The 13,840-nt window shown below is 38.1% G+C and carries 12 protein-coding genes and 2 pseudogenes; 12 read left to right on the top strand and 2 right to left on the bottom strand.

Going from position 1 to position 13,840, the window contains the following annotated elements; all coding sequences use genetic code 11:
* Positions 1-76 precede the first annotated feature (76 nt).
* Positions 77-1,075, bottom strand: coding sequence for a cysteine synthase A (cysK, locus tag AC07E5_RS02980; protein WP_004973505.1), 999 nt, complete (start codon positions 1,073-1,075; stop codon positions 77-79).
* A gap of 242 nt (positions 1,076-1,317) precedes the next feature.
* Between cysK and plsB the strand changes: the two genes are divergently transcribed.
* The 8 genes from plsB to AC07E5_RS02940 all read left to right on the top strand — a co-directional run bounded on the left by plsB (position 1,318) and on the right by AC07E5_RS02940 (position 11,259).
* A complete protein-coding gene (plsB, locus tag AC07E5_RS02975) occupies positions 1,318-3,822 on the top strand; it encodes a glycerol-3-phosphate 1-O-acyltransferase PlsB (RefSeq protein WP_498624568.1) in 2,505 nt (834 codons plus the stop codon).
* 191 nt (positions 3,823-4,013) lie between these two features.
* On the top strand, positions 4,014-4,325 hold the full coding sequence (locus tag AC07E5_RS02970) for an ArsR/SmtB family transcription factor (RefSeq protein ID WP_004973501.1): 312 nt from the start codon (positions 4,014-4,016) through the stop codon (positions 4,323-4,325).
* Between the two features lie 118 nt (positions 4,326-4,443).
* On the top strand, positions 4,444-6,168 hold the full coding sequence (locus tag AC07E5_RS02965) for a SulP family inorganic anion transporter (protein WP_498624567.1): 1,725 nt from the start codon (positions 4,444-4,446) through the stop codon (positions 6,166-6,168).
* 212 nt (positions 6,169-6,380) lie between these two features.
* Complete coding sequence (sstT, locus tag AC07E5_RS02960; RefSeq protein WP_179994194.1) at positions 6,381-7,577, top strand: serine/threonine transporter SstT; 1,197 nt, start codon at positions 6,381-6,383, stop codon at positions 7,575-7,577.
* Between the two features lie 37 nt (positions 7,578-7,614).
* Positions 7,615-8,289: a YoaK family protein gene (locus AC07E5_RS02955; protein ID WP_131261946.1), complete on the top strand. Its 675-nt coding sequence runs from the start codon at positions 7,615-7,617 to the stop codon at positions 8,287-8,289.
* Between the two features lie 15 nt (positions 8,290-8,304).
* Positions 8,305-8,838 (top strand): DUF2058 domain-containing protein, encoded by a 534-nt coding sequence (locus AC07E5_RS02950; RefSeq protein WP_004973493.1) that lies wholly within the window; start codon positions 8,305-8,307, stop codon positions 8,836-8,838.
* A gap of 273 nt (positions 8,839-9,111) precedes the next feature.
* Positions 9,112-10,398: a mechanosensitive ion channel family protein gene (locus tag AC07E5_RS02945; protein ID WP_096901601.1), complete on the top strand. Its 1,287-nt coding sequence runs from the start codon at positions 9,112-9,114 to the stop codon at positions 10,396-10,398.
* Positions 10,399-10,884: 486 nt separating this feature from the next.
* A complete protein-coding gene (locus AC07E5_RS02940) occupies positions 10,885-11,259 on the top strand; it encodes a hypothetical protein (protein ID WP_498624566.1) in 375 nt (124 codons plus the stop codon).
* Here the strand turns inward: AC07E5_RS02940 and AC07E5_RS02935 are convergent.
* Positions 11,256-12,007, bottom strand: a pseudogene (locus tag AC07E5_RS02935) (IS5 family transposase). The gene AC07E5_RS02940 and the pseudogene AC07E5_RS02935 overlap by 4 nt on opposite strands.
* A 369-nt stretch (positions 12,008-12,376) precedes the next feature.
* On the opposite strand from AC07E5_RS02935, the pseudogene AC07E5_RS02930 reads away from it, so the two are divergent.
* The 4 genes and pseudogenes from AC07E5_RS02930 to AC07E5_RS02915 all read left to right on the top strand — a co-directional run.
* A pseudogene (locus tag AC07E5_RS02930) lies at positions 12,377-12,469 on the top strand (IS1595 family transposase); the annotation flags it as partial.
* Between the two features lie 36 nt (positions 12,470-12,505).
* Positions 12,506-12,685: an HpaII family restriction endonuclease gene (locus AC07E5_RS02925; protein WP_498624589.1), complete on the top strand. Its 180-nt coding sequence runs from the start codon at positions 12,506-12,508 to the stop codon at positions 12,683-12,685.
* An 81-nt stretch (positions 12,686-12,766) separates the two neighbouring features.
* A complete protein-coding gene (locus AC07E5_RS02920; RefSeq protein WP_179989139.1) occupies positions 12,767-13,276 on the top strand; it encodes a DinB family protein in 510 nt (169 codons plus the stop codon).
* Between the two features lie 164 nt (positions 13,277-13,440).
* Positions 13,441-13,840 (top strand): transposase (locus AC07E5_RS02915; protein WP_498624565.1); only part of this gene is annotated, 400 nt, incomplete at its 3' end.

The following is a 13,840-nucleotide window of genomic DNA, read 5'->3' as shown; positions in this document are numbered from 1 at the left end:
ATTTATTCTCTAAATAAAAAATCCCAAAGTTCAAACTTTGGGATTTTTCAAATTCTTTTGACTGTCTAAAGACACATCATTCTGCACTAATATCTTCAAATAATACTGAAGATAAATAACGCTCACCACTGTCAGGTAAAATCACCACAATATTTTTACCTGCATTTTCAGGACGTGCCGCCAATTTTGCAGCAGCAGCCATTGCTGCACCACTTGAAATACCGACTAAAATACCTTCTTGGGTTGCTGTTTTACGCGCCCAGTCAATTGCTTCAGCACTTTCAATCGCAATCACTTCATCCACCAAATCTAAATCTAGGTTTTTTGGAATAAAGTTAGCGCCAATCCCCTGAATTTTATGTGGTGCAGGCGTGATGGCTTCACCACGCTTGGCCTGAGCGATAATTGGAGATTCAGCAGGCTCGACTGCAACAGTATGCAATGCCTGACCTTTTACCTTTTTGAAATAACGCGAAATACCAGAAATCGTACCGCCTGTACCTACACCTGCAACAAGAATATCGACCTTGCCGCCTGTTGCTGCCCAAATTTCTGGGCCTGTGGTTTCTTCATGAATTTGCGGATTGGCAGGGTTATTAAACTGCTGCGGCAAATAATAAGTTTCAGGATGTTCGGTTGCCAAACGCTCTGCTTCATCCACCGCGCCTTTCATACCTTTTGCAGGCTCAGTCAGCACCAAATTTGCACCCAACGCTTTCAACACCTTACGGCGCTCAATACTCATGCTTGCAGGCATCGTTAGTGTAATCTCATAACCTTTTGCTGCAGCTACAAATGCCAAAGCGATTCCTGTATTACCACTGGTCGGTTCTACAATATGCATACCTGCTTTTAACACGCCACGTTTTTCAGCATCGGCAATTAAAGCAGCACCAATACGGCATTTCACAGAAAATGCAGGGTTACGGCTTTCCACTTTGGCTAAAACCGTTGCATCGCCAGAAATTAAACGGTTAATGCGTACCAATGGCGTGTTACCAATCGCTTCTGCATTATTGCTATATACGGCAATCCCTAAATTTGCTGGTGTTGAAAAAGCTGCATCTGTGGTCATGATTATTCCCTAAGTTATATCTATATAAACAAAATTTAAATTATCATACCTTTTTATAAAATTTTTGCCGATGTTTCACGAAAATTGTTTTATACAAAAATATGATTAGCTTTCAACAAAATGCGAATTAGAATAAAGAGATGACGACCTCAGTTTAATTGTCGATTTTCTCGGCACTTGGGTTTGAAATTCGCTATTTATTTTTTGACAATAGCAACACATAACAAAATGTAGGGAATGCAATGTCTAATAAACGTTACAGTCAGCTTTATCGTAATTTCACTAAAAAAATCTTAGATAAGATTGTGACGCCACAAGTATTAGGCACGACTGCAGAATTAGAACATCGTGTTGCACAAAGCTCTGAAAAAACACAATTTTGTTATGTGCTGCAAGATGCCTCTCTCAGCAATACCGTATTGATTGATCAGCAGACGCAATCTCGTGGTTTACCTTCTGTGTATGCGCCTTTAAACATTGCCGAGCATCAGGAAGACGATTCCATTTTGGTCTTGCGTGAGAAAAACCCACAGCACAGTGCTTATCACTACTCTGCTAAATTGATTCGACTCATTGAAACCTTAGAGCAACATCCTGAACATGATGTGTTGTTAGTTCCCGTAACTGTACTTTGGGGACGTTCACCCGAATACGAAGACTCTTGGTTTAAAGCATTATTTGCCGATGCATGGTCTACGCCAAACAAGCTTAAACAAACCATTAATATTTCGCTCTATTCACGTGATAACTACATCGAGTTTCATAAAGCAATTTCCTTACGTCAGCTTATTGAACAAGCCACACAACAACAACCACACTTATCGCCTGCGCACTTTATTGAGCAACATCTGGAACACAATTTTAATCAACACAAAGAAGCGATTTTAGGCCCAGACTTATCTGACCGCCGTAATTTGATTCATGCGTTGATGAAAAGTGAAGCAGTACAACAAGCTATTCGTAAAGAAAGTATCGAACAAAAAGTCAGTATGTTTGAAGCAGAAAACCGTGCTAAAAGCTATTTAACTGAAATTGTATCGGACTTTTCTTATTCGACTTTGCGTTTTGCTGAACTGGCACTGACCAAGCTTTGGACACAGCTCTATGATGGCATTGAAGTGCATCACTTTGACACGGTACGCGAACTCGCCAAAGACTATGAAATCGTCTATACCCCTTGTCATCGTAGCCACATCGACTATTTGTTGCTGTCTTATGTGATTTTTAATCGTGGCTTGATGGTGCCGCATATTGCAGCAGGTATTAATTTAAATTTACCAATTGTGGGTCAATTAATGCGTGGTGCAGGTGCGTATTTTATTCGCCGTACTTTCAGCGGCAATGAATTATACACCTCGGTATTTAAAGAATATTTACACAGTTTATTGTCACGCAACACCCCACTCGAATACTTCATTGAAGGTGGACGCTCACGTACAGGTTTATTGTTACCGCCGAAAAAAGGCATGTTGTCGATGACCATTCAAAGCCATTTACGCGGAGCAACCAAACCAATTGCATTTATTCCAACGTATTTTGGTTATGAAAAACTGATTGAAGGCACATCTTATTTAAATGAATTAAACGGCAAACCGAAAGAAGCCGAATCTTTATGGGGTATTTTAAACTCTGCCCGTAAAATTGAAAAAGTCTTTGGTCAGGTCTATGTCAACTTTGGCGAACCTGTATTTTTAGATGATGTTTTAACTGCCAACCAAGCACGCGATGTAAAACTGAACATAAATGATGAACTACCGACCTCTGTGATTCACACGGTAGATCATACTGCGCATGCAATCTTGGAAAATATCAATAAAGCGGTGGTGATTAACCCAATCGCCCTCATCTCTCTGATTTTATTAAATGCCGATCAGCATGCATTGAAACAAGATGAGCTGCTCGCCCGAATTGAACAATATCGACGTTTGCTCAAACAATTGTGCTACGACCCACGTATGATTATTACGGGTTTAAATCCACAAGAAATTATTGAATATGCGCTAAAACTTAAACAAGTTGAGCGTTATAACCAAGATGGTGTAGAACAGATTCGAGTCGCAGAAAGCCAAAAAATCTTATTGAGCTATTTTAGCAATAATATTTTGCACTGCTTTATTTTGCCTGCGTGTGTAGCATTAATTGTGCAGCAGTTTAATGAACAAAATTTAGCATTATCATGCGCAGATTTAATGCAAAAACTGCAGGCGATTTATCCATATTTGAAGCAAGAGTTTTTCTTGGCATGGACGGCGCAAGAACTTTCTCAAGAAATCGAAAAAATTGTGGCGTACTTTATTCAGCAAAATTGGGTTACAGAAGCAAATCTGCAATTACAGCCGAACCCAGCTACACAGCATGAACTCTATGCCTTAGCTGAACTGGCAAAACCAAGTTTAAATAATTTCGTATTGATTCAAGGGCTTTTGCAGCGTTATAGCGCACACATCCCTTTAAATCTGAAAGTTTTGGAAAAAATGACCAAAACCGTATTACAACGCGCTGCAGATTCTGCACAATTTAAGTCTGCATATTATTTTGATAGTGCCACCTTAAAAAGTTTTATCAGCAGTTTAGATCAGCAAGCCTTGTTGCAACACAATGCTACGCAGATAAGCCTAGATGATACTTTTAGTGCAAAAATGTCGGAATACTTTGCTTGGTATAACCCAGAAATTCACGAATTGTTAGCTGCATCGAGTGAATTTAGTGAGAAAGAATTAAAAAGTTTTGAACAAATGAAAAAATAGGTTTTATTGTAACTCAGCCACTTTTTTATCAATTTTTTGATTAGAATATCAGCCCATTATTTATGATTGGCTGATATCTTTTCTTAAATGATACTTGTTCTCATATATAAATAATGATTTATGTTATATAATTTATCTTCCACTCCCGCCTAATATATATTGGGTTAGCTGTAAATTAAGAGAATAAAACAATGAACGATGGTCTTGAAATCACATCAATGCGTGAATCTGCGGATACCGTTGTTGGAATTTTAAAATCTTTGGCGAATAGTGACCGTCTTTTAATTCTTTGTCATTTATCTCAACAAGAATTAAACGTATCGCAAATTGAAGAAATAACTCAAATTCATCAGCCTACTTTATCGCAACAATTAATGATGCTGCGTAAAAGTGATGTGGTGAATACCCGCCGCGATGGCAAGCAAATTTTTTATTCAATTAAAGATGAAAAAATGGTGCAGGTACTTAATACCCTCTATGCACTTTATTGCCCGCAGGTCTAAATGATAATGCCTGTATTATCAGGCATCACCATAAAACTTGAATACTCTCCTGCTATTTCAAAGACTTCTTAGCATTTTTTGTTCATAATATATCTAAATTTATGATTTAGATTTCAGTATGTCAGATTTCAATTCACGTTTGGCTCGTGTACTACCTGCTTGGCAATGGCTGCGAAAATACAATGCAGAAACATTGAAATCTGATCTGCTGTCTGCGTTTATTGTCATTGCCATGTTGGTACCTCAAGGAATGGCCTATGCCATGCTTGCAGGTTTGCCTCCTGTCATGGGTTTATACGCGAGCGTGATCCCCATGATCATGTACGCCTTGGTTGGTGGCAGCCCAACCTTGTCCATTGGCCCAGTCGCCATTATTTCTATGATGACCTTTGCGACGCTCAATCCTTTATTTGAAGTCGGCTCGGCAGCTTATATTCAAGCAGCTTGTTTACTTGCCCTGATGGTCGGCATTATTTCACTACTTTTAGGTGTTTTTCGTTTCGGTTTTTTAATTCAACTCATTAGCCATCCTGTTATTAAAAGCTTCATTATTGCCTCTGCATTAATGATTGCGATTGGACAGCTTAAATTTGTGTTAGACATCCCCCTTAAAGCCAATAACTTACCTGAGTTCTTATACAGCTTTTGGAAATATGTGGGACAAACCCATTTTTATAGCGTGCTCTTGGGTGTTGCTGCCATTTTATTTCTAATTTATGCCCCTAAAATCATCAACAGTAATGCCATTCGTGAGCGTGTTCGAGGTAGCGGCTTTATCTTAAAAGCCTTGCCATTGGTATTGGTGATCGGTTCAATTGCTTTGGTTTATTCATTGCATTTGCAACAAATCGGCATTAAAACAGTCGGAGAAATTCCTTCAGGATTTCCGCCTATTCAATTCCCTGAATGGAATGCACAACTTGTTCTACAACTCCTTCCTGGCGCAGCCATGATTGCCATGATCAGTTTTGTGGAATCTCTGTCTATTGCGCAAGCCACCGCCTTACAACAACGTAGTCACTTAAATAGCAATCAGGAACTGATTGCACTCGGTTTAGCCAATTTTGGCGCAGGTGTTAGCTCCTCTTTTCCCGTCACAGGCAGTTTGTCGCGTACCGTGGTCAATGCCGATGCAGGTGCAAAAACACCCATGGCAGGTGTATTTACCTCCATCGTGATTGTTATTGTCAGTTTATACTTCACGGGATTTTTCCAAGACTTACCACTGGCTGTTTTGGCTGCAACCATTATTGTTTCAATTTGGAAACTGGTCGAGTTCCAATCTTTTAAAGAAACTTGGCGTTATTCCAAAGCCGATGGTCTGGCCATGTGGGTGACGTTCTTTGGTGTTGTATTCATTGATATTTCGACAGGTTTAATTATTGGGATTGTGTCCACCTTTATTCTAATGTTGTGGCGTATTAGCCGACCACATATTGCGGTAATTGGTTTACTTGAAGGCACACAACATTTTCGTAATATTCAGCGGCATCAAGTGCGTACCGCGCCACACGTGCTATCCATGCGAATTGATGAAAATCTAACCTTTTTAAATGCCAATACTTTAAAAGGCTTTTTTATTAATCAAGTCAGCCAAAACCCTCAGTTAAAGCATGTAGTGGTGAATTGTTCGAGTATTAGCAGTATTGATTTAAGCGCACTCGAAATGCTGGAAGATTTAAATCTTGAACTAAAAAAATTGAATATTTGTCTGCATTTTTCAGAAATTAAAGGCCCGGTAATGGACAAATTACAACACTCAAAACTTTTGCAGCATTTAAATGGAAAAGTTTATTTGTCACATTATTTAGCCATGCAAGAGCTTGCGCCTGAACTGACTTAAAGATCAAGAAATTGATCTTTAATTTTATCTTTAAAACTGGATGCTCAACACACATGCTTTTTGATCAAAGAGTACTTTTATCTTGCTGAAATTTAAGTAGTTTAATAAATATCACTTTTAAAAATATAGACTTAATTTTTATATAAAAATTATTTTTAAGCACATGGATATTTCAGTATAAAATAGCCGCTTTTCTTTAACCTTGTTTTCGTATGTTTTCAGCTTTTTTGCGTTTGAGTTTAGTCTCCCGAATTATGATTGCAATTGTACTCGGTGTGGCTGTTGCAATTTTATTTCCAGAATCTGCGCCCTATTTAAGCCTTTTGGGTGATATATTTATTAAAGCCCTGAAGTCTGTTGCGCCAATTTTAGTCTTTATTTTGGTCATGGCATCGATTGCCAATTTTAAAATTGGAAGCAGCAATGCCTATATCAAACCGATTATGCTGATGTATGCGATTGGTATGTTCTTGGCTGCGCTCAGTGCAGTTATTGCAAGTACGCTTTTCCCAAGTACATTATTTTTAGATGTTGCAACACAGTCAGAATTAACCCCGCCGGGCAGTCTTGCTGAAATTTTGAAAAATCTTTTACTTAGTTTTGTTGCTAACCCTGTAGTTGCCATTGCCGAAGCCAACTTTATTGGTATTTTGGCTTGGGCTGTGGCTTTAGGGATTGCCTTCCGCCATGCTACAGAGTCCACCAAAGCATTGTTGAATGATGCAGCCAATGCAGTCAATCGCGTTATTCGCTTGGTGATTAACTTTGCGCCTTTCGGTATTTTTGGCTTGGTTGCCGTGACATTTGCCGATGCAGGCTTGAGCACCTTAGCCAGTTATGCTCAATTATTGGCAGTCTTGTTAGGTACGATGTTCTTTGTCGCGTTGGTCATCAACCCAATCATGGTGGCATTTGTGACCCGCAGCAATCCTTATCCTTTAGTTTTTCAATGCTTACGCGAAAGTGGCATTACTGCTTTCTTTACCCGTAGTTCTGCAGCCAATATCCCTGTCAATTTAGACTTAGCCAAGCGTTTAGGCGTACAGGAATCAACCGCGAGTGTTGCAATTCCGTTAGGTGCAGTAATTAACATGGCAGGCGCATCGGTCACCATTACCGTTTTGACCTTAGCTGCGGTAAATACTTTAGGAATTTCTGTCGATTTTAGCACCATGCTGATTTTATCTGTGGTTGCAACGGTGTCGGCCTGTGGTGCTTCAGGCGTTGCGGGCGGCTCGTTACTGCTGATTCCTGTAGCGTGTGGCTTATTTGGTATTTCTTCAGATATTGCCATGCAAGTTGTTGCAATTGGTATGGTCATTAGCGTATTGCAAGATTCAACCGAAACTGCACTTAACTCATCTACCGATGTGCTATTTACTACTGCGGTTGACCGTGGTTTGAGTTAAGATACAATGCGTTAGGAAACTTACGCAATCATCCATTATGCCTTTTCAAACTTTACCCCTTTGGGTGCAATTTGGTGCTTTTTTTCTAGCCGTCAATGCTGGAATTATTAACGTACTCGGATTGGTGACCGTATTGCACCAGTCCGTTTCGCACATGACTGGTAACGTTAGTATCTTGGCGATGGCGCTAATCGACTGGAAACCAGAAGCCATGATTTTCTTGTTTCTGGTGATTTTGTGCTATGTGATTGGCTCATTTTATAGCGGCGTCATTTTAGGAAATAGCAATTTTCGCTTAGGGCGTCGTTATGGTTTGCCCATGAGTTTGGTGGCATTTTTTATTTTAATCTGCTGGGCATTATTGCCTTATTTCCCACGTTATGCCCTGCTTTGGGCATCGGTTGCCATGGGCATACAAAATGCCATGATCAGCTACTATAAAGGCACCATCATCCGCACCACACATTTATCTGGGGTATTGACCGATTTAGGCTTAGCTCTCGGTTATCGAGTGCGGGGCTTACAAGTTGAAAAAAGGCGTATTGTTTTACACCTACTGATTTTAATTGGTTTCTTTGTGGGTGGATTACTCGCTGCAGCCATTTATCCTACATTTAAACTGAATTCTTTTCTGGTACCTGCAGGACTCAGCCTAAGTTTGAGTTTGGTGTATTGGATTATTTATTTTCGCTATCGACATCTTCAACATTAAGTTTCGGAAATTATCATGGTTAAAAATGCACTACAGGCACAATTGCTCAAAGCGGGTTTAGTGGATAATAAAAAAGCAAAAAAACTGTCTAAACAAACCTTACACGAACAGCGCACAGGTGAAAGTAAAGATGCTGAAGTGAAAGCCAAAATTGCACAGGCACAGCAAGAAAAACTCGCCAAAGACCAAGCTATTGAGCAAGAAAAGAAAGCCGCTTTACAGGAAAAAGAACTGAAAGCAGCAATTATGCAAATGATTCAGCAGCATAAAATTCGTGATACCGATGGTGAAGTGGCTTATCAGTTTTTAGATGGCAAGATTAAAAAAGTGTATATCAATCAACAAATTTACAATGCACTCGTGGCAGGTAGTTTGGTGATTGCCAAAGAAAATGACAGTTATGCGTTCCTGCCTAAAGCTTTAGCTGAACGTATTAATAGCAAAATGGAAGGCTTTATTATTGTCAATAATGCCGAGAAAAATGAAGCCACGACAGATGAAGAAGATCCATACGCAGCCTATGTGATTCCAGATGATTTAATGTGGTAGATCACGCAAGTATTTATGCAAATATTTATGCTAGGTATCTATTCAAAGCCAGTATCTGTACTGGCTTTTTTATTATGACTGCAACTTGATTGAAAACTTTCAGTAAAAACAAATAATTGAAATGTAGCAAAAAGTTACTCAGCCTTCAAATTTAAACTTTAGTCGATACACTATCTAACAATTTCATACATCAATGAAGAATTAAGGTGAATTGCAGGCCAAAATTCTAAGTGCCGTGCAGACGAAAATCAGCAACCTTAAAGCGAGGACCTTTTGCAAGAATTTAATTTTATTCAAAATATTCAGGAATGGTATAACCAATACCCTTGGTTAGAAATGCTGACCTCACTCAGTATTGTGATTCTACTGGCAATTTTAGCCAACTTTATTGCCAAGCAAATTGTAGTGCGCGGGATTCGCAAACTGATTTCTAAAATGACCTTTGCCAATAGTGAAATTATTTCACAGCATAGTGTCATCCGACGTATTGCCAACATTGTCCCAGCTGTCGTGATTATGAACGGCATCACCACCGTACCGCATTTGTCAGATAAAGTAGAAAGCTTTGTGCAAATGGGTGCGCAAGCCTTTATATTCCTGACCATTGCATTGGCAATTTCTGAATTTTTAAATATTTTTAACCTGTTCTATCAACGCAACCCTAAGTCACGCAACAAGCCAATTAAGGGCTATTTGCAGTTAGTTAAACTCATTATTTATGTGGTCTGTGCCCTCATGATTTTAGGTACTTTCCTGAAAAAAGATGTGTTTACCTTACTCGCAGGTTTTGGTGCGATGGCTGCTGTTTTGATGTTGGTTTTCCAAAATACCATTTTATCTCTAGTGGCTTCGGTACAAATTTCTTCCTACGATATGGTACGGATTGGTGATTGGATTGAAATGCCTTCTTTAAATGCCGATGGTGATGTCATTGATATGTCATTACATACAGTCACCGTGCAAAACTGGGATAAAACCCTGACCACTATTCCAACCAATAAACTCATTACCGATACCTTTAAAAACTGGCGTGGCATGCAGGAAGCTGGTGCCCGACGTATTAAACGTGCCATTTTAATTGATCAAAGTTCTGTGCACTTTATGACTGAACATGAACAAAGCAAACTTAAAGAGTTTTTGTTATTGGATCAATATTTACATAGCAAAAATGAAGAAATTGAGCAGTTTAATCAGCAGTTAGCAAATCAATCACAATACAACCAACGCCGTTTAACCAATTTAGGGACGTTCCGTGCCTATGTTGAATTTTATCTGAAACAGCATCCTGGCATTAATCAATCTCAGTCATTGATTATTCGTCAACTACAGCCAAGCAGTGAAGGTTTACCACTAGAAATTTATGCCTTTACCAAAACCACTGCATGGAAAGAATATGAAAGTATTCAATCCGATATTTTTGATCATTTGCTGGCAATTATTCCGGAGTTTGGCTTAAAAGTGTATCAAGCCCCATCGGGTTCAGATTTAAAGCAAATTGCTGCACCATTTAAAGCAAGTTCTGTCCAAAGTCTAAATCCTTTAGAAATTGACGAGGCATAATTATGGATTTACTACCGAGCCATGTGTTGCAAAAATTCTTGCATGGCTCGGTAGTTGTTTTATTTTTAACCAAACGATAAAATAATTTTATAAATTAAAATACATTTGTATATATAAAATAAGTGAAAAATAAAGTTTTCTTTCTGAAAGAGTTAGCGTTTCTGTATTTATCTAACAAATATGAAAAGTAGTGTATTTTAATAACTTAATGGAAAACTATACTGTTTTACAGGGTTTTATTTGCGCATTTATCATTTATATAATTTGTATTTCAATTCCAATGACGGTTCAATCTATCTGAGTATAGATTTTTTTATTATGAAAAATATTTTACCTTTAAGTATATTCTCCTGTCTTTTACTAACAGCCTGTGGCGGTGGTGGTTCATCTTCTTCACCTGTAACACAAGCAGCTCCAACAGTTGTGGATTCGCCTATTTCAACATTCACCGCACCTACCCCAACTACATCATAATTAGGAACAGAAATGCTTGCGCAAGCCAAACTTGCTGCAACCGTTGAAACCGAGCTTGATGCCACTGACTTTAAAAAAGATGCAGATTTAAGCTTTGCTGGTTGTTTAGGGAAACTGGCATACAAAGACTTTTTAGATTCGCCTGAGCAACGCAAAACCTATATTGCTAATGTCGTTTTGTGTAATGGTGTTTGTTACCAAGATGATACTGCGATCAAAACTGCTCAAATTCAGTTCAATATTGTGTCAAAAGCCAATGGAACAATGGCTGTTGAAAACTTGCAGTACCGAAAATTAGATGAAAACAGCCTAAATCTATACGCACTCCAACAGCCCCTAAAATCATTACTCACAAGCAACCGAGTACTAGGGTCTGTTGAGAATTAACGTGAGTTAATGACGCTAGCACAAAGAAAAATCATTGCGGAAAAACTTGAATCTGTTTTGTCACTACGCATGGCAATACGTTTGAATTCTTTCAATTTACAAAAGTAATTTTCGATGAGATGTCGCCATTTATACATGCATTGATCAAATATACGCTGAATCTTACGATTAGATTTTGGTGGAATCACTGCCTTTGCACCTCGATCATTAAGTTCTTTTAGCAACCAATCCGCATCAAATGCCTTATCTGCCAATAATGTTTGAAAATCCATATCTTCAATTAATGGCTTAACTTCAGCTAGGTCATGATATTGCCCAGGCATCAGGCGAAATTTAACTAAGTTCCCGAAACTGTCAGTCAAAGCTAGAATTTTTGTGGTCATTCCACCTCTGGATTTTCCAATTGCCTGTGAATAGGTCCCCCTTTTGCACCTTGACCATGACGATGTACTTTTACAATAGTTCCGTCAATCATGGCATATTCCATATCAGTATCATCATTGACTGCTGCAAAAATATTTTCAAATACACTCGCTTTTACCCAATCTCGATAGCGTTTAAAAATGGTATTCCATTTACCAAATTCAGGTGGTAAATCTCTCCATGGGCTACCTGTGCGTGCAATCTACAATACGGCTTCAAGAAATAATCTATTATTTGTACCACTACGCCCACGGTCTGTAACTTTGCCTAGGCAGTGAGGCTCCATTTTTGCCCATTGGGCATCAGTCAGTATGTATCTATCCATTGAATAATTATAGATTTTTAATTCTTGTTTGGCTAATTCTCAACAGACCCTAGAAAGCCGTATTGACTTGCCTACTTCATTTGAAATGTTAGATGAAAGTCATCGTATTTTTGAGTTTTCTATTTATGACGACCCTATAAAAGATGAGCTACAAATTTCAAAACTCAAACTCGCCTTTTCTCCACATGGACAATGGTTCACGTCATTAAGCCAAGATGTTTTAGTTGCAGGTACACGTGTACAAGATGAAGCGGCTTTTGAAGAAAGCACCGCATTTAATAAGACATCTTTTAGGGGTGTTTCGTTTAACTTAACGCAAAAAATGCAGGAGCAAATTTACGACTTTAGCTTTGAAAGTTATAAATANAAGAGTATTTTGATTATCATCTTAAAGAAACAGAATGGCGTTGGATGAGGGAGCCTAATGAGCTAGCAACAGAGTTGTGGGACCTCATTAGGTAAAACTAAGTGCAAATCTGCTAGTCTAGAGCCTTAGTAATTAAAGAAGATGGCGAGATCATTTGCTATCATCTGTATCATCGCCATGAATTTGAAGAGTATTTATACAATAATACAAAGTTTGAGATGGCGAGTAAAACCAAGCATGATTTTGGTCAATTATTTCTAAAGGACAATAAATTGTATCTGTCTTTAAATCTACAAATTCGCTTTAAATGATTAAAAATATATCTTTTATCTTAATATAGTTTGAACTTTTGATTCAATTTTCATAATAAAACTCAAATAGGATAATTTTAAATGGATTTAAAAACGTTTGAGTTACTTGCCCGCTATAATCTTTGGGCAACTCAAAAACTAAATCAGACTTTGCTATTGGTTTCAGATGATGATTTTTTCTTGGATCAGGGCTTATATTTTAAAAGTATTTTTGGCACTCTGAATCACTTGTTGGTCGGTGAGCATCATTTGTGGTTTCCACGTTTTGCTTTGCACCACTCACCAATTTTGCCATTAGATAGTATTGTGGAAACCAACAGAACACAGCTTGTTGAGCAACTTGAAAAGAAGGCTGAAAACTGGATTTATTTTTTAAATCAAGTGGATGAGAAAGTTTTTCATCAAGAGCTGCACTATAAAACATCAACTGATGTGGCGATGCACTTACCCTATGCTGCAACCCTAATGCATGTGTTTAATCATGCAACTCATCATCGTGGGCAAATTACCGCGGCTTTAACCGCAATGGGATATGTCTGTCCTGAGCTGGATTTAATTTATATGTTGCTAGAAGACCAGACTAAGAAGTAAATTGAATGAAACGATTAGAAATTTTATGTCTAGTGATTTTAATTTTTCTGATTTTATATCTGATTCAGTGGGTATTTCATGGTTTTCCAACAGCGCATTAAAAGTAATTAGGACTTACGCATTGACGGATTCAAAAAAGTATTAAAATACTTTATAAAGTATCTGTGATCAGACGAATTAAACATGCTTCTACAGCAACTTGTACATTACCCATTTATATGGGCTTTCTCATGACAGAACCGAACTCTATTAGCTGCACACAACTTGCCGAGACTTATAATATCTCGCATGATAGTGTAAATCGCTTTCTAGAGCGTGAAGACTACACACCTCACGACCTATATCAAGAATCAATTCAACATATTGATAATAATAGACTTATAGTCAGTATTGATGATACTGTTTTAGATAAACCATATAGTCAACATATGGACTTGGTTAGCTATTTTTGGTCAGGCAAACACCACCGATCCGTCAAGGGTATTAATCTCATTACCTTGTATGCGACAGATCAAAATGGTCAAAATATTCCAATTAATTTCCGAATTTATGACAAATCTGAAA

It is taken from the genome of Acinetobacter seohaensis (assembly GCF_056431365.1).
Note: the sequence above shows the minus strand (reverse complement) of the source record. Positions and strands in the feature narration are given on the sequence as shown.

What these genes read in the sequence shown, in the direction of transcription:
- AC07E5_RS02970 (WP_004973501.1), top strand. Translation starts at nt 4,014, where the DNA reads ATGAACGATGGTCTTGAAATCACATCAATGCGTGAATCTGCGGATACC.
- AC07E5_RS02965 (WP_498624567.1), top strand. Translation starts at nt 4,444, where the DNA reads ATGTCAGATTTCAATTCACGTTTGGCTCGTGTACTACCTGCTTGGCAA.
- sstT (WP_179994194.1), top strand. Translation starts at nt 6,381, where the DNA reads ATGTTTTCAGCTTTTTTGCGTTTGAGTTTAGTCTCCCGAATTATGATT.
- AC07E5_RS02920 (WP_179989139.1), top strand. Translation starts at nt 12,767, where the DNA reads ATGGATTTAAAAACGTTTGAGTTACTTGCCCGCTATAATCTTTGGGCA.
- plsB (WP_498624568.1), top strand. Translation starts at nt 1,318, where the DNA reads ATGTCTAATAAACGTTACAGTCAGCTTTATCGTAATTTCACTAAAAAA.
- AC07E5_RS02950 (WP_004973493.1), top strand. Translation starts at nt 8,305, where the DNA reads ATGGTTAAAAATGCACTACAGGCACAATTGCTCAAAGCGGGTTTAGTG.
- AC07E5_RS02940 (WP_498624566.1), top strand. Translation starts at nt 10,885, where the DNA reads ATGCTTGCGCAAGCCAAACTTGCTGCAACCGTTGAAACCGAGCTTGAT.
- cysK (WP_004973505.1), bottom strand. Translation starts at nt 1,075, where the DNA reads ATGACCACAGATGCAGCTTTTTCAACACCAGCAAATTTAGGGATTGCC.
- AC07E5_RS02955 (WP_131261946.1), top strand. Translation starts at nt 7,615, where the DNA reads ATGCCTTTTCAAACTTTACCCCTTTGGGTGCAATTTGGTGCTTTTTTT.